The organism is Aquabacterium sp., assembly GCF_036279675.1.
In the GTDB taxonomy this organism is placed as follows: Bacteria; Pseudomonadota; Gammaproteobacteria; order Burkholderiales; family Burkholderiaceae_C; genus Aquabacterium.
Genome location: NZ_DASUIS010000056.1, coordinates 51,034 through 66,289, shown reverse-complemented (window position 1 = coordinate 66,289; position 15,256 = coordinate 51,034). Strand labels below are relative to the sequence as shown.

Annotated in this window: 13 protein-coding genes; 6 read left to right on the top strand and 7 right to left on the bottom strand. The window is 64.1% G+C overall.

Translation table 11 applies throughout. The features are described 5' to 3' along the window. On the bottom strand, positions 1-840 hold an 840-nt coding region (locus VFW93_RS06900), incomplete at its 3' end, for a 5'-3' exonuclease (RefSeq protein WP_329693251.1). A 43-nt stretch (positions 841-883) separates the two neighbouring features. After that, entirely contained in the window at positions 884-1,498 is a 615-nt protein-coding gene (locus tag VFW93_RS06895) for an outer membrane beta-barrel protein (protein ID WP_329693250.1), read from the bottom strand. Positions 1,499-1,740: 242 nt separating this feature from the next. On the opposite strand from VFW93_RS06895, the gene VFW93_RS06890 reads away from it, so the two are divergent. Together VFW93_RS06890 and VFW93_RS06885 are read left to right on the top strand one after the other, a co-directional pair. Next, entirely contained in the window at positions 1,741-2,709 is a 969-nt protein-coding gene (locus VFW93_RS06890) for a homoserine kinase (protein ID WP_329693249.1), read from the top strand. Between the two features lie 2 nt (positions 2,710-2,711). Then, positions 2,712-3,506: a BPSS1780 family membrane protein gene (locus VFW93_RS06885; RefSeq protein ID WP_329693248.1), complete on the top strand. Its 795-nt coding sequence runs from the start codon at positions 2,712-2,714 to the stop codon at positions 3,504-3,506. Between the two features lie 20 nt (positions 3,507-3,526). Here VFW93_RS06885 and VFW93_RS06880 read toward each other — a convergent pair whose 3' ends face one another. Both VFW93_RS06880 and recG read right to left on the bottom strand, forming a co-directional pair. Continuing rightward, the gene (locus VFW93_RS06880; RefSeq protein WP_329693247.1) at positions 3,527-4,450 is read right to left on the bottom strand and encodes a LysR substrate-binding domain-containing protein; all 924 of its coding nucleotides are present in this window, start codon (positions 4,448-4,450) and stop codon (positions 3,527-3,529) included. Between the two features lie 43 nt (positions 4,451-4,493). Then, positions 4,494-6,653 (bottom strand): ATP-dependent DNA helicase RecG, encoded by a 2,160-nt coding sequence (recG, locus tag VFW93_RS06875; protein WP_414639611.1) that lies wholly within the window; start codon positions 6,651-6,653, stop codon positions 4,494-4,496. 153 nt (positions 6,654-6,806) lie between these two features. On the opposite strand from recG, the gene queA reads away from it, so the two are divergent. The 4 genes from queA (at position 6,807) to VFW93_RS06855 (ending at position 12,014) form a co-directional block, all read left to right on the top strand. Beyond that, entirely contained in the window at positions 6,807-7,856 is a 1,050-nt protein-coding gene (gene queA / locus VFW93_RS06870; RefSeq protein WP_329693245.1) for a tRNA preQ1(34) S-adenosylmethionine ribosyltransferase-isomerase QueA, read from the top strand. Positions 7,857-7,866: 10 nt separating this feature from the next. Continuing rightward, positions 7,867-10,239, top strand: a complete 2,373-nt coding sequence (locus VFW93_RS06865) for a hybrid sensor histidine kinase/response regulator (RefSeq protein ID WP_329693244.1) — start codon at positions 7,867-7,869, stop codon at positions 10,237-10,239. Positions 10,240-10,267: 28 nt separating this feature from the next. Next, the gene (gene tgt, locus VFW93_RS06860; RefSeq protein WP_329693243.1) at positions 10,268-11,407 is read left to right on the top strand and encodes a tRNA guanosine(34) transglycosylase Tgt; all 1,140 of its coding nucleotides are present in this window, start codon (positions 10,268-10,270) and stop codon (positions 11,405-11,407) included. 61 nt (positions 11,408-11,468) lie between these two features. Then, positions 11,469-12,014 carry a hypothetical protein gene (locus tag VFW93_RS06855; RefSeq protein ID WP_329693242.1) on the top strand — a complete coding sequence of 182 codons (546 nt, stop codon included), beginning with the start codon at positions 11,469-11,471 and terminating at the stop codon, positions 12,012-12,014. A 22-nt stretch (positions 12,015-12,036) separates the two neighbouring features. Here VFW93_RS06855 and VFW93_RS06850 read toward each other — a convergent pair whose 3' ends face one another. The 3 genes from VFW93_RS06850 to VFW93_RS06840 form a co-directional block, all read right to left on the bottom strand. Further along, entirely contained in the window at positions 12,037-13,077 is a 1,041-nt protein-coding gene (locus VFW93_RS06850; RefSeq protein ID WP_329693241.1) for an endonuclease/exonuclease/phosphatase family protein, read from the bottom strand. A gap of 25 nt (positions 13,078-13,102) precedes the next feature. After that, positions 13,103-13,780 carry a CAAX prenyl protease-related protein gene (locus VFW93_RS06845; RefSeq protein WP_329693240.1) on the bottom strand — a complete coding sequence of 226 codons (678 nt, stop codon included), beginning with the start codon at positions 13,778-13,780 and terminating at the stop codon, positions 13,103-13,105. A gap of 87 nt (positions 13,781-13,867) precedes the next feature. Continuing rightward, complete coding sequence (locus VFW93_RS06840) at positions 13,868-15,247, bottom strand: MFS transporter (RefSeq protein WP_329693239.1); 1,380 nt, start codon at positions 15,245-15,247, stop codon at positions 13,868-13,870. Between the last annotated feature and the right edge of the window lie 9 nt (positions 15,248-15,256).

Here is a 15,256-nt window from a genome sequence, read left to right as displayed (position 1 = left end):
AGGCGCCTTCAGTGCCAGGGCATCCAGCGATGGCCACTCGGGCACATGCCCGGTGAGGTCGCAATCCAGCTTGACCGTGATGAGGCGGCGGCCTTGCGGCAACCAGTCCAGGGCCTTGCGCAGGTTCTCACCCACCACGCCCTTGATGCTGTCCGCTGCGGCCATCACGCCTTCGAGCGTGTCGTACTCGGCCAGCCATTTCACGGCGGTCTTGGGGCCTACCTTCTCGACGCCGGGCACGTTGTCCACGGCGTCACCAATCAGGGTCAGGTAATCGATGATGCGCTCTGGCGGCACGCCGAACTTGGCCTGCACACCGGGGATGTCCAGCACCTCGGGCGGCTTGGCCATGGTGTTGATCAAGGACACCTGCGGGTTGACCAGTTGAGCCAGGTCCTTGTCGCCCGTCGAGATGACGACCCGATGGCCTGAGACCGCGGCCACTCGTGCCAGTGTGCCGATGGCGTCGTCAGCTTCGATGCCCGGCACTTCCAGTACCGGCCAGCCCAGCAGCTTGACCACCTCGTGGATGGGTTCGATCTGCGAACGCAGGTCGTCCGGCATCGACGGGCGGTGTGCCTTGTACTCGGGGTACCACTCGTCGCGGAACGTCGGGCCTTTGGCGTCAAACACACACACGGCGTGCTCGGCGCCAATGTGCTCACGCAACCATCCCATCATGTTGACCACGCCGTGCATGGCGCCAGTCGGCTCGCCGTTGGGCCCGCGCAGGTCGGGCATGGCGTGGAATGCGCGATAGAGGTAGCTGGACCCGTCTACCAGCAGCAGGACGGGCAGCGACGACTCAGGCGAAGGAGAGGTGGAATCCGGGGCGTTCATGCCCCGAATTGTGGGGCCAGATCACCTGGCCCCGCACGGCTCATCAGAATTCGGCAGATGCGCCGATGCTGAACAGGTAGTAGCTCTCGTGGCCGTTGACGATGTAGTCGAAGTTCGACAGCATCTTGACTTCACGTGTGGCCTGGAAGGCGATACCAGCACCGAAATAGGGGGCGCCGTCATAGGTGACCTTGCGCTCGATCGAGCCGTCGGCGTGGGTGATCGTCTGATCCTTGCGGGTGCGGGCCCAGCCGAAACGCAACTGGTTGGTGAAGTCGTTGAGGAGTTCGACTTCCCAGTTGATGTTCAGGGTGATGGCGCGCTCTTTCTGACGCAGCGAAGCCACATTGGTGGCCGCCGCCTTGGCGGAATCGTTGGCACGATCCAGACCACCGAAGAACAGGTAGTTGATTTCAGCTGCCAGGCCAGGGGTCAGGCGCTTGCCACCGAAGAACTTGCCGCTGAACACGGCGCGGTCGCTGATGGTGGAGTCGCTTTCAGGCCACTGTGCGACGCCGACGCCGAAGGTACCACCACCGTAAACTCCCAAGGGGCTGCTCTCACGCATCTGGGCCATGGCCGACAGGCTCACCAGAGACGACGCTGCAACCAGCATGGACAGGGGCTTGGAAATCTTGCTCGGGGCTGAAGTGCTCATGATTCGGAACCGGTTCCTCGTTATAGGAAAAATGCACGTCCCCCATGAAACAGTGGGACGGGGTTTTCAATATCCTGCGGAGTCTGCCACAGCGACTCCTACAATCACACGCTCGTCTTCCCCCGAAGCCTGAGGGTTTACGCCTAAGCCATGAGTGATCGCAACATCTGGTTGCGGTTTTTTGGCCCCGGTGCACCGTTTTGTAGCGTGGGAACCTGTCCTTTCGATGCTTGACCTGTCACATGGCCGTTTTCACTGAAGTGTCCCCGCAAGAAGCGGCTGGACTGCTGTCCGACCTGGATCTGGGCACCCTGCAATCCATGCAAGGGTGTGCCTCCGGCATCGAGAACACGAACTACTTCGTCAGTTCGGACAAGGGCGACTACGTGCTCACCCTGTTCGAGCGACTGAGTTTCGAGCAGTTGCCCTTCTACCTGAACCTGATGCACCACCTGGCCAACCGGGGCATCCCGGTACCTGCGCCACAGGCCAACGCACAAGGCGACATCCTGCACACGCTCAAAGGCAAGCCCGCCGCCGTGGTGACGCGCCTGAAAGGCCGCAACCAGCTGGCACCGCAGGCTGCGGACTGCGCGCAGGTGGGCGCCATGCTGGCCCGCATGCACGAGGCTGGCCAGGACTATCCGCATCAGCAACCCAATCTGCGTGGCTTGGCCTGGTGGACAGAGACCGTGCCGGTCGTGCTCCCCCATCTGAACGCGGCTCAATCCTCGCTGATCCAGTCGGAGCTGGCATTCCAGCAATCGCTCGCCGATTCGGCCAGCTTCAAGGCCCTGCCCCGCGGGCCCATCCACGCCGACCTGTTCCGCGACAACGTGATGTTCGATGGCCCGGTGCTGTCGGGCTTCTTCGACTTCTACTTTGCCGGCTGCGACACCTTCGGCTTCGACATCGCCGTGTGCCTCAATGACTGGTGCATCGACCTGGCCACGGGCGAGCTCGACCCCGTTCGCGCCCAGGCCTTCGTGGCCGCCTACGACGCCCAACGCCGTCTGACCGACGACGAGCTCGTGCTGCTGCCTTCGCTGCTGCGCTCCGCCGCCCTGCGCTTCTGGACCTCGCGCCTGTGGGACTTCTACCTGCCCCGCGATGCCGCCATGCTTCAACCCCACGACCCCACCCATTTCGAGCGGGTTCTGACCCTGCGCCGCAACAAGCCCTGGTCCTACCAGCGCAGCACTGCGGCCTGAACATGAAACTCAAACTGGTCAAGGCCTCTCAGGGCCTGGTGTGGATTCGCCAAGGCATGCTGGCCTGCCGCCAGCAACCGCTGGGCTATATCGGCCTGCTGGGCTTGTCCTTCATGGTGGCGACCTTGCTGACGGCTTTGCTGGAAGACGTTGGCGTGGCCTTGGCCACCTGCCTGGCACCAGCCATCTGGATGGGCTTCATGCTGGGCACGCGTCGCGTCCTGACCGGGCAGATGGTCACCCCGACCGTCATGCTGGAGCCCTTCAAGACGGATGCCCCCACGCGCAAGGCCTTCATCCTCCTGGGTGCGGCCTATGGTCTGGCCATGCTGGCCGCCGTGAGCGTGGCCACCTTGCTGGGCCCTGACCCCGCCTTGCTGGACGACATCAAGAGCAAATCCAAGGACATCGGCGACATGCTCGGTGAACCACTTGTTCAGCAGGTACTGCTGCTGGAGCTGGTGCTGACCTTGCCTGTGACCTTGTTCTTTCTGCATGCCCCGGCGCTGATCCTGTGGGCCCACATGCCCGTGGCCAAGGCGCTGTTCTTCAGCCTGATGGCCAGCTGGCGCAACCTGGGTGCGTTCCTGGTGTTCGGTCTGGGCTGGTTTGGTGTGCTGTGCGGCGTGGCGCTGCTGGCCACAGCGATCGCCGCCATCCTGCCGGTGCCCATGCTGGTCAGCGTGCTGATGATGACGGCCAGCATGTGGGTGGCCGCCTCGTTCTACGCATCCCTGTACTTCACGGTGGTGGACTGCTTCGAGCCACATCAGCCTGAAATCAAACCGGCCGCCTGAGCGGCCTCACGCCAAATGCATCAGGCCGACAGGCGCGTCACGCCCTCCAGCGGGCAGGCGTAGATGGCGTTGCGCAAGGCGGCAATGGCCTCATAACGCGTGAAGCTGCGGCGCCAGGCCAGCACCACGCGGCGCGTCGGGACCGGGTCCTCGAACGGCACGAACACCAGGTGAGGATGCGGCTCGCGCGGCACGGACAGGATCGGCACCACGGTCACGCCCATGCCGGCGGCCACCATGTGCTTGATGGTCTCCAGCGAGGAGCCTTCGAAGCTTTTGCGAATGCCTTCTGCATCACTTGAGAAGCGCGCAAATTCGGGGCAAACCTCCAGCACATGATCACGGAAGCAGTGGCCGGCCCCCAGCAGCAGCATGGTCTCGCGCTTGAGTTCTTCCGCACTGATGCGATCGCGTTGCGCCAGGGGATGCGCGCGCGGCACGGCCACCATGAAGGGCTCGTCGTACAGGGGGGCCATGGCCAGGTTGGTGTCCATGAAAGGCTCGGCCAGGATGGCGCAATCGAGCTCGCCCGCACGCAGCATCTCCAGCAGCTTGACAGTGAAGTTCTCCTGCAGCATCAAGGGCATCTGCGGCACGCGGGCAATGGCCGACCGAACCAGATCCGGCAGCAGGTAAGGCCCGATCGTGTAGATCACACCCAGACGCAAGGCGCCCGCCAGAGGGTCCTTGCCACGCTTGGCGATTTCCTTGATGGCCTGGGCCTGCTCGAGCACGGCCTGCGCCTGCCGCACGATTTCTTCGCCCAGCGGCGTGACGCTGATCTCGGAACTCCCGCGCTCGAACAGCTTCACGTCGAGTTCGTCTTCCAGCTTCTTGACGGCCACGGACAAGGTCGGCTGCGACACGAAACAGGCCTCTGCAGCGCGCCCGAAATGGCGTTCACGCGCAACGGCCACGATGTAGCGAAGTTCGGTCAGGGTCATGCTGCAGATTGTGCTTGATCTGCGCGAGGCGCGTAGTACCCGGTCAGGCCTTGAGGTATTCGGATTTCTGTCCCAGCCAGCGGGCTACGTGTCTTTGCGCGGCTTCGGGGTGATCACGCAGCATGGTCTCGGCCACCTGGCGCGCCCGGGCCACCAGGCCCTGGTCCTCGTTCAAGTCGGCAAAACGCAACAAGGCCGCGCCGGACTGGCGTGAGCCCATGAATTCGCCCGGGCCACGGATTTCCAGATCCCGGCGCGCGATCTCGAAGCCGTCCGTGGTCTCGGCCATGGCCTTGAGGCGTTGCTTGCCCGAGTCGGACAAGGGCGAGGCATAGAGCAGCACACACACGCTGGCCACGGCACCCCGCCCCACCCGACCACGCAACTGGTGCAACTGGCTCAGGCCGAAACGCTCGGCGTGCTCGATCACCATCAGGCTGGCATTGGGGACGTCCACGCCCACTTCGATCACCGTGGTGGCCACCAGTACGGACAACTCGCCGCTGGCAAAGCGACCCATCACGTCTGCTTTCTCGGCGGCAGGCAAGCGCCCGTGCAGCAGCCCCACGCCAAAGCCCACCAGCGATTCGCCGAGCTCCTGATGAGTCTGCGTGACGTTGCTCAGGTCCAGCGGCGGGCGACGGTTGCTGGCGCGCCCGGCTGCCTCGTCAGCCGCCTGGTCGCTGTCTTCGGTTTCGTCGATCAAGGGGCAGACCCAGTAGACCTGACGCCCTCGCGCCACCTCATCGCGGATGCGCTCGATCACTTCCGGGCGGCGCGTGTCCGCAAACACCTTGGTGACGATGGGCGTGCGGCCGGGCGGCAACTCGTCGATGGTGCTGACCTCCAGATCGGCCAGATAGGTCATGGCCAGCGTGCGGGGGATGGGTGTGGCGCTCATCATCAGCAGATGCGGATCCAGCTCGCTGCTCTCCAGCTTGCGACGCAGTTGCAGGCGCTGGGCCACGCCGAAGCGGTGTTGCTCGTCGATCAAGGCCAGGCCCAGTCGCGAGAAGGTGACCTGATCCTGGATCACCGCATGGGTGCCCACCACCAGCTGCGCCTCGCCCGAGGCCACTGCCGCGATCTGTTCGCGTTTGGCTTTGGCCTTGAGGCTGCCCGTGAGCCAGGCCACCTTGATGCCCAAAGGTTCCAGCCAACCCACCAGCTTGCGGAAGTGCTGCTCGGCCAGGATCTCGGTGGGGGCCATCAGCGCACACTGCCAGCCGGCATCCATGGCCACGGCGGCGGCCAGGGCCGCGACCACGGTCTTGCCCGAACCCACGTCGCCTTGCAGCAATCGATGCATGGGCTGGGGCTTGCGCAGGTCCTGCGCGATTTCTTCGCACACCTTGCGCTGGGCCCCGGTCAGCTCGAAGGGCAGCACGCCCAGCAGGCGGTCTCGAAGCCCTTGGGGAGTTGCGCTCAATACGGGCGCCTTCAGGTGCGCCCGCTCGGCGCGCGCCTTCATCTGCGACACCTGCTGTGCCAGCAGCTCTTCAAACTTCAGGCGTTGCCAGGCGGGGTGGCTGTGGTCCTCCAGCGCCACAAGGGACACCTCAGGCGAGGGGTGGTGCAGGAAATCCAGCGCCTCGCGCAGGCGTGGCCAGCGGCCCGGCAGCAGTTCAGGCGGGATCAGCTCTTCCAGCGGTGCCCGGGTCAAGGCGGAGGCCACGGCCTTGCGCAGGTAAGCTTGAGGCAGACCGGCACTGGTCGGGTAGACGGGCGTGAGCGACGCCGCCAGCGGCGTGTTGTCGCTGACGATGCGCACGGTCGGGTGCACCATCTCGCGGCCCCAAAAACCATGGCGCAGCTCGCCACGCACGCGCAAACGCACGCCGGGCGCCCAGCTCTTTTGTTGCGAACCGTAAAAGTTCAGGAAGCGCAACAGGACCTCACCGGTGCCATCATCGAGCCGCACGATCAACTGGCGGCGCCCTCGCGCTTCGATGCGGTTGTCCGATACCACCCCCTCGATCTGCACGGTCTGCCCATCGCGGGCATCGCGCAACAGGGTCAGGCGGGTTTCATCTTCGTAGCGCAGCGGCAGGTGCAGGGCCAGATCGATGTCACGCACCAGGCCCAGCTTGTCCATGGCCTTCTGTGGCGCCGAGCGCGCAGGCGCTGCCGCACGCCCATCGGTGGACGCATTCGGTTCCTGCTTGCTGGACTTGCTGCTGGCAGACGCAGATTGCGCCACGATGGCCTCCCCGGCCCGGAAAACTGACAGGCACCGATTGTGCCGTGTTCGCACAGGGCAGCCCCCTCACTCCAATGGGCGAGTCACACAGCGCCCCTCGCTTGGGGTGACAATATCGGGTTTCCTTGGCACGGGACTCGTCCGTCCCTCAATGGCATGACCATCTCTCCTTCCTATTCCCTGAGCGATTTCGATTTCGAGCTGCCGCCCGAACTGATCGCCCAGCACCCAGCAGCCGAACGCAGCGCTTCCCGACTGCTGGATGGCCGAGGCCCCACCCCCGTAGACCGCGTTTTCCGAGACCTGCCCGATCTGCTGCAGCCCGGCGATCTGCTGGTCTTCAACAACACCCGCGTGATCAAGGCGCGCCTGTACGGCCACAAGGCCACCGGCGGCGCGGTCGAAGCGCTGGTCGAGCGCGTCTTGCCCGGCCATGAGGTATGGGCCCATCTGCGCGCCAGCAAATCGCCCAAACCCGGCAGCAAGCTGAGGTTCGCCGAAGCCTTCAACGCCGAGGTGCTGGGGCGCTGCGGGCCCGACGACGGCATGTTCCACCTGCGTTTCGAGGACGATCCGCTCGTCTTGCTGGAACAGCACGGCCATGTGCCCCTGCCCCCCTACATCACGCACGCCGATGACGCGGATGACGTGCGGCGCTATCAGACCGTGTTCGCTTCTCAGCCTGGCGCCGTGGCGGCCCCGACCGCCGCCCTGCACTTTGACGAGGGCGTGCTGAGCAAGCTGGAAGCCCGGGGCATCCGCACCGCCGAAGTGACGTTGCATGTGGGCGCAGGGACATTCCAGCCTGTACGCACAGACAATCTGGCCGAGCACAAAATGCACAGCGAGTGGTTCAACGTGCCCGAATCCACCGTGGCCGCCATCGAGGCCACCAAGGCAGCCGGTGGCCGTGTGGTGTCGGTGGGCACCACGACCTTGCGCGCACTGGAGTCCGCCGCCCTGGACGCCCCTGCAGGGCATATCCTGCAGGCCGGCAGCCGTGACACCACCATCTTCATCACCCCGGGATTCCAGTTCAAGGTGGTGGATGTGCTGGTCACGAACTTCCACCTGCCCAAGAGCACCCTGATGATGTTGGTCAGCGCACTGGCAGGCTACGAGCATGTCCGACAGTTGTATCAACATGCGATTGCACAGCGATACCGCTTCTTCAGCTACGGCGACGCCATGCTGATCCAGAGATAAAAATCAAATCATGGGCAGAAACCTTGACCTCCTTGCAGCATCCGGGCTCAGACGCTTGCTGACCTGGCTGATCGGGTTCTCGCTGTGGCTGGCCGGTTCTGCCTGGGCAGAGCCGACCTTCATCATGGACCAGGCCACCCTGTCGCCTGGCACCTGCGCCGAACAGCAGGAAGGCCGCACGGTCAGGCTGCCTGATGACTGGCGTTCGCTGAACATCAAGCCACCGGCTGTCGGTTGCTACAGGGCGCGTCTGTACATGCCACGCTCACCCGTGGTGCCATGGGCCCTGCGCATCGATCGCCTGCCTGGCAATCACCGCGTCACGGTCAACGGCATCCAGCTCAGCACCCGGCACATGGAAGGCCACGCCATCACCAGCATGGCGACCCTGCCCTATCTGGTGGAGCTGCCCGTCAATGTGCTGCTGGCGGGTGACAACGACATCGAAATCGATGTGCGCATGAACCCCTTCCGCAAGCCCGGCATCGCCCCGATGCAGGCCGGCCCGCTGAGCGACATGCGCGACGACTTTGACCGCTGGGTGGGCCTCACGGTCGATCTGCCCCAGACGCTCAACATGTCCGTGGCCGGCATGGCCCTGTTTCTGTTGCTGGCCTGGCGCGCCCGACCGCGCGATGTGATCTTCGGCTACTTCGGCTGTCTGATGCTGGTCATGTGCGGCCGCAATGCGCTGTACTTTGTCGAGACCATCAGCTGGCCCGCGCCCGTGGTGGACTGGTTCTTCTTCGCCGCGCAGGCGGTGAGCACCTATTACGTCGCCCTGTTCGGCCTGAGCTACGCCAACATCTCGCTCAAGAAGCTGCTGTGGCCCTTGCGTTTCATGGGCTTTGGCTTCCCTGTGATCGGCCTGCTGGCCATGGGTACCCCTTACCTGGACACCTTGCGCCTGGTGGCCTATCCCATCCTCATGGTCTGCGGCATCCTGGTGGTGGTGCGCGTGGTGCTGACCGCCTGGACGCGCCACTGGCTCGAGGCCATCGCCATGACGCTGGGCCCGGTCGGCACCTTCATCAGCGTGGCGCACGATTACCTCTTCCTCACGCCGTATCTGGACGTGACCGCGCTGTACTGGACGCCCTACTGCGTGCCCATCATCTTCCTGGGCTTCGCGCTCACGCTGATGAGCAAGTTCATCGAAGCCATGAACCTGGCCGAGCGCATGAACATCACGCTGGAAGAACGGGTGGCAGAACGCACCCGCGCGCTGGAGGCCGCCAACCAGTCCAAGACGCGCTTTCTGGCCGCTGCCAGCCATGACCTGCGCCAGCCCACCGCGGCCATCGGGCTGCTGGTCAGCCTCTTGCGCCAACAGGCCAAGGAGCCCGAGGTCAAGGACCTGACCAACATGCTGGACGAAGCCGTTGCCTCGATGGAGTCGCTGCTCGTGGGCCTGCTCGACATCTCCAAGCTGGACGCCGGCGCCGTCAAGCCCGAATTCCAGTCCGTCGGGCTGCACGACGTCTTCCAGGCTGTGCGTGTGCACGAAAAGAGCGCCGCCGACAGCAAGGGCCTGCGCCTGCGCTTCAGGCTGCCACGCGGGCCCCATGGCTCACAGCTGATGGTGCTGACCGACCCCATGCTGCTGCACAGCGTGCTGCGCAACCTCGTGGCCAATGCCATCCGCTACACGCACAGTGGCGGCGTGCTGGTGGCCGCGCGCCGCCGTGGCAAACACCGCCTGCGCATCGAGGTCTGGGACACCGGCATCGGCATCGCCCCGGATCAGCTCGACCGCATCTTCGAAGAGTTCTACCAGGTCGGCAACTCGGCGCGCGACCGCAATCGCGGCATCGGCCTGGGCCTGGCCATCGTGCGTCGCACGGCCTCCATCCTGGGCGAGCAAGTCTCGGTCAAATCGCGCGTGGGCCGTGGCTCCTGCTTTGCCATCGAGCTGCCGCTCAACCTCGTCGCCCACAAGCGCGCGGAAGTGGTGGAGGCGCCCTCCCAACCGCTGACCGGCCGCGTGATCTGGCTGGTGGAAGACGACATGCTGCTGCGCCGCGCCATTGGCGAGATGCTGCACAGCTGGGGCGCCCGTACCCGCTCATGGCCCGATGGCGAATCGCTGCTCGATGAGCTGCCCACCATCATGGAAAACAGCGAAGACGAGGATCTGCCTGATACGCTGATCACCGACTACCGCCTGCCTGGCATCAATGGCCTGCACCTCGTGCAAACGCTGGGCGTGCACATGCGCGCGCACGGCAAGAACCTCCAGACCCTGATCATCTCGGGTGACACCGACCCTGCCGAGATCGCCCGCCTGAGCGCATCGGGCCTTGAAGTCCTGTCCAAGCCTTTCCGCAGCGAACGCCTGCTGGAGCGGCTCAACGCCCGACGCACCACGGCCGCGATGGCCTGACGATGCGCACCTGACCTCACACCTGACCATGCTGACATTCGACCTCATCAAGACAGAAGGCGAAGCCCGACGCGGCCGCCTCACACTCAACCACGGCGTGGTGCAGACCCCCATCTTCATGCCGGTGGGCACTTATGGCACGGTCAAGGGCGTGATGCCCCGCTCGCTCGAAGAAATGGGCGCACAGATCATCCTGGGCAACACCTTCCACCTGTGGATGCGCCCTAGCCTGGACATCATGAAGCAGTTCGGTGGCCTGCATAAATTCGAGAACTGGCACAAGCCCATCCTGACGGACTCGGGCGGCTTCCAGGTCTGGTCGCTGGGCGAGATGCGCAAGATCAGCGAAGAAGGCGTGCGCTTTGCCTCGCCCGTCAACGGCGACAAGCTGTTCCTGACGCCCGAGATCAGCATGCAGATCCAGACCATCCTGAACTCCGACATCGTCATGCAGTTCGACGAGTGCACGCCCTACTGGAAGGGCGACAAGTCGCTGGGCCACATCACCACCGAAAAGGAAGCCCGCCTGTCGATGGAACTGAGCCTGCGCTGGGCCAAGCGCTGCATCACCGAGTTCGACAAGCTGCAGAACCCCAACGCCCTGTTCGGCATCGTGCAAGGTGGCATGTTCCCCAATCTGCGCGAAGAGTCTCTGGCCGGCCTGGTCGACCTGAACCTGCCTGGCTATGCCATCGGTGGGGTGAGCGTGGGTGAACCCAAGGACGAGATGCTGCGCGTGATGAACCACATCACACCCAAGCTGCCCGCCAACAAGCCACGCTACCTGATGGGCGTGGGCACACCGGAAGACCTGATCGCCGGCGTGGCCACGGGTGTCGACATGTTCGACTGCGTGATGCCCACGCGCAATGCGCGCAATGGCCACCTGTTCACGCGCTTTGGTGACCTGCGCCTGCGCAACAGCCGCTACAAGGCCGACGAGCGCCCCATCGACGAAACCTGCACCTGCCACACTTGCCAGAACTTCAGCCGCGCTTACTTGCACCATCTGGATCGCTGCGGTGAAATGCTCGGCCCCATGCTGACCACCATCCACAACCTGCACTACTACCTCAACCTGATGCAGGAAGTGCGTGATGCGCTGGATGCAGGTCGTTTTGGCGAGTTCCAGAAGCAGTTTGCGTCGGATCGCGCACGCGGCGTCTGATTCAGTTGCCTGACGCGGCGCGGCGCAACAAAACTTCACAGCCAGACGCCATACTGCCAACATGCTTGACAACATGTTGGCCGTGATCAAACGCGGGCTGAACACATTGATGGCCGCTCTGGGCCGCATCATCACCACGGTGGGCATCTGGCTCATCGCGCTGGTGCTGCTGTTCGAAGAATGGGGCTGGGAATACCTGGCCGCCATCGTCGCGTGGTTTGGCCGCCTGCCCGGCCTGAGATGGATAGAGGGCCGCATCCGCGCCCTACCCCCTTATGCGGCCCTGGCCCTGTTTGCCGTACCGCTGCTGACCCTGCTGCCGGTCAAGCTGCTGGCGCTCTACTGGCTGGGGCATGGTCACACCGCGCTGGGCATCGGCCTCATCATTGTGGCCAAGCTGGGGGGCACGGCCATCTCGGCGCGCCTGTTCATGCTCACCCAGCCCACGCTCATGAAGCTGGCCTGGTTCGCGCGTGCCTTTGGCAAGTGGATGGCCTTCAAGGACCGCGTGCTGACACGGGTCAAATCCAGCCGAGCCTGGCATCAATGGCAGGCGTTCAAGTCAAGTGCCAAAGCCCTCTTTCAACGCCTGAGAGATCTCTTCTAGCCTGACCGACGGATCAGTCGCATCATTGCTTGACGAGCAGCAGATCCGCGATCACCGGGCGGTGTTCTGAGGCAATCTTGCCCCCCACGTCGGCGTCCACCACACCAATGCTGTCGCTGACGAGAATGTGGTCGATGCGCAGCAGGGACAGCCCCGGCTTGAGCGAGTGACCGTGCGTGTAGCCATAGCCAAATCCAGCTGACGAGAAAGCGTCGCGCAACCCGGTGTGCAGCAAGGTCTTGACCACGGCAGAAGACTCGGGGGCGTTCAGGTCGCCGGCCACAATGCGTGGCCGCGTGGGCTTGAACTGCCGCATCTGCTCGGCCAGCAAGCCGGCTTGCCCCATGCGGTTGTTCATGTTTTCGCTCCAGGCCCCCAGGCCCTTGAGCCCCTCACGCCGCGTGGCGTTCAGCCCCTCGCGCGGGGTAACGAAGTGCACCGTCACCAGATCGATTTCCTGACCGTGCGCCTGCAAGACGCAGTGCGCAAAGCTGTGCATCTGCTGATTGAACGGGATCCAGCCTGGACCACAATCCTTGAGCGGAAAGCGGCTGGCAATGAGGTACTGACCATAACCGTAGGTGTGACGATCTCCCACGATCGCATGGAACATCTCGGGCCGGTTCTGCTGCATGCGAACCATCTCGGCTGAATCCTGCATCACCAGCACGTCCGGGTCGTGCTGCATGATTTCCATGGCGAGTTCGTCAAAACCATGTGGCCTCAGGCTGGCGTAATAGGCCTTGGCGTTGTAGGTCATGAAGCGGACGCGGCCGTAGCCCTCGTCAGCCTGCCCGATGCACAAGCCCATGACGAAGATCAGCACCACCGCCAAGGTGGCCGCCGACAGCACCCGCCATGGCCAGGTCAGCCAGAAAGACATGATCACCGCCAGTACCGTCGGCCCCAGATACACGGGGTAAGGCAGGTACTGCAACAAGGCCAGGACCGGACGCCGTTCCGGGTTGTCCGACAGGTTGGCCCACAGGAAGGCCACCCCCAGCGCCACCAGCAACACGAAGGCGCGCATCAACCACCCACCCGTACCACGCGCAAGACTCATGGCTCAACCATCCTCCAGAGCAGCATCACCAGAACTGCCAGTTGCCGTACACGACCACCCAGATACCCAGCACACCATTGGTGACCGCGTGCGCCAGGATGGCCGCCCACAAGGAACGGGTGTAGCGATACAGGCCCGCGTAGGCCAGGCCCGCCACGATGGCCCCCAGCCACTGTGTGTGCGCCAGCATGAACACCAGGGTGGACAGGACCATGGCCTTGGGCGAGGCTTCGGCCGGATCCACCTTCTCGAAGTCGGGATTGTCGATCCAGCGCATCAGGAATGAACGCCAGAAAAGCTCTTCCATCACCGGCACCAGCAAGGCCGCCCCTATCCACCGTACGGTCACCAGCCCCCACTGCAGCTGGCCATCCGGATCAACGGGCCTGAAGCTCGCCGTGGGCCTCCCCAGCATCATCCATGGCTCGGTCAGCAGGATCCACAGCTTGAAGACCACCAGGCCCACCACCACGGCGACAACAGCCTGCGTGAAGGTCAACCGCGAATTCGCTGCCAGTTCGCTGTATTCGCGCCAGAAGAACGCGATGCTCGCCCCCACGATCAACACCGAAATCCCGTAGACCCAGCGAGGATCCAGCCAGGCGTTGTCCTGGGGCAGGTAACCGCGCACGGCCAGCAGCACCATGAACAGGGCAAACGGAACAACGCGGGCCCAACCCGCGCGTGTGAGCAAGCTATCCATTTTTGAAGGTCTATGGCGTTGGAGGTGCGGCATCCTGGCGCCGCGGACCCCGCCATTGTCGTGGCAAGCAAGGCGCAGACCGCCACCTCATTCAGGCGAGCGCCAGCGCCAGCGTCGCAACCAGGCCACGGTCTGAGACCACAACAGCGGCTGCCACCGCACCGTCATCACCATGACAAAGCCGTGCAACAAAACGGCTGACGCGAAAATGCCCCCCACGCCCAGCCCCAGGGCCGACAGCAACCAGGTCAACAAGGCGCTCAGCAGGATGAAAACGGCGTTGAGGATGTTGTTGGCCGCGACAATCCGGGCGCGCCTGGCTGGCTCCGCGCGGTATTGCATCTGGGCGTACAAGGGCACGCTGAACAAGCCGATCGACACCGACATGAGCATCTGGTCGGCCAGGCCACGCCAGTGCAAAGGCCTGGCCATGAAATCCAGCACCGAATAGGCTTGAACGGACGCCATGCCCGGATCCATCGAGATGCCGTGCACCACCCAGGCGATGTCCAGGCCGAACACACCCATGCCAAGGGCCCCCACCAGCACCAGACCGAGTTCAGGCTCGTCGCCATCGCGGGCCCGAGTCAAGCACTCGCACAGCAAGGCGCCAGTCGCCACACCCAGAGAAGTCAGCACCAGCAGCAAGGAAGCGATGTCCTCGCTCGCGTGCAGCACCGTCTTGCTCAACACCGGGAACATGCCCAGAAAGAAGGCCCCGAAACACCACATCCACGAGATGCCGAGCAGGCACATGAACAGCACCCGGTCGTGGTGGATGCGATCCAGGTTGCGCCAGGTTTCCGCAAGGGGGTTCCAGTTGATGCGCAAGCCAGGCGAGACGGCCGGCGTCGCGGGCACACCCTGTACGGCCAACAGGCCCATCACGGCCAGCAGCACGATGGCGGCCATCAAGGCGACGGTGCCACCCCACTGCGGTGCCACCAGCACCCCCCCACAGACCGTGCCGAGCAAGATCGCCGTGAACGTGCCCATCTCCAGCAGGCCATTGCCACCCGTGAGCTCGCTGGCGGCCAGATGCCGAGGCACATAGGCGTACTTGACCGTGGAAAACAAGGTCACGTGCACGCCTGACAGGAGCACGCTCAGCAACAGCATCGGCACATGTTTCGTCCACAGCGCCCAGGCGGCCAGCAACATCATGAGCACCTCTGCCCCCTTGGCCAGGCGCATCAAAGCGGCCAGATCGGAGCGATCCGCCCACTGACCGGCCGTGGCAGACAAAAGCACGGACGGCAGGATGAACAAGGCCCCCAGCACCGGGCCCACCACTTCTGGCGGCAACCAGGGCACGTTGACCTGATAGGTCAGGATCAGGACAACGGCGAACTTCAACAGGTTATCGTTGACGGCACCCAGAAACACCGTCCAGAAAAACGGCGCAAAACGCCGCTGCCCGAGCAGCCTGATCTGATGTGGCCGCTGATCCGGCGCACCCGTCGCCACGCAGTTGCC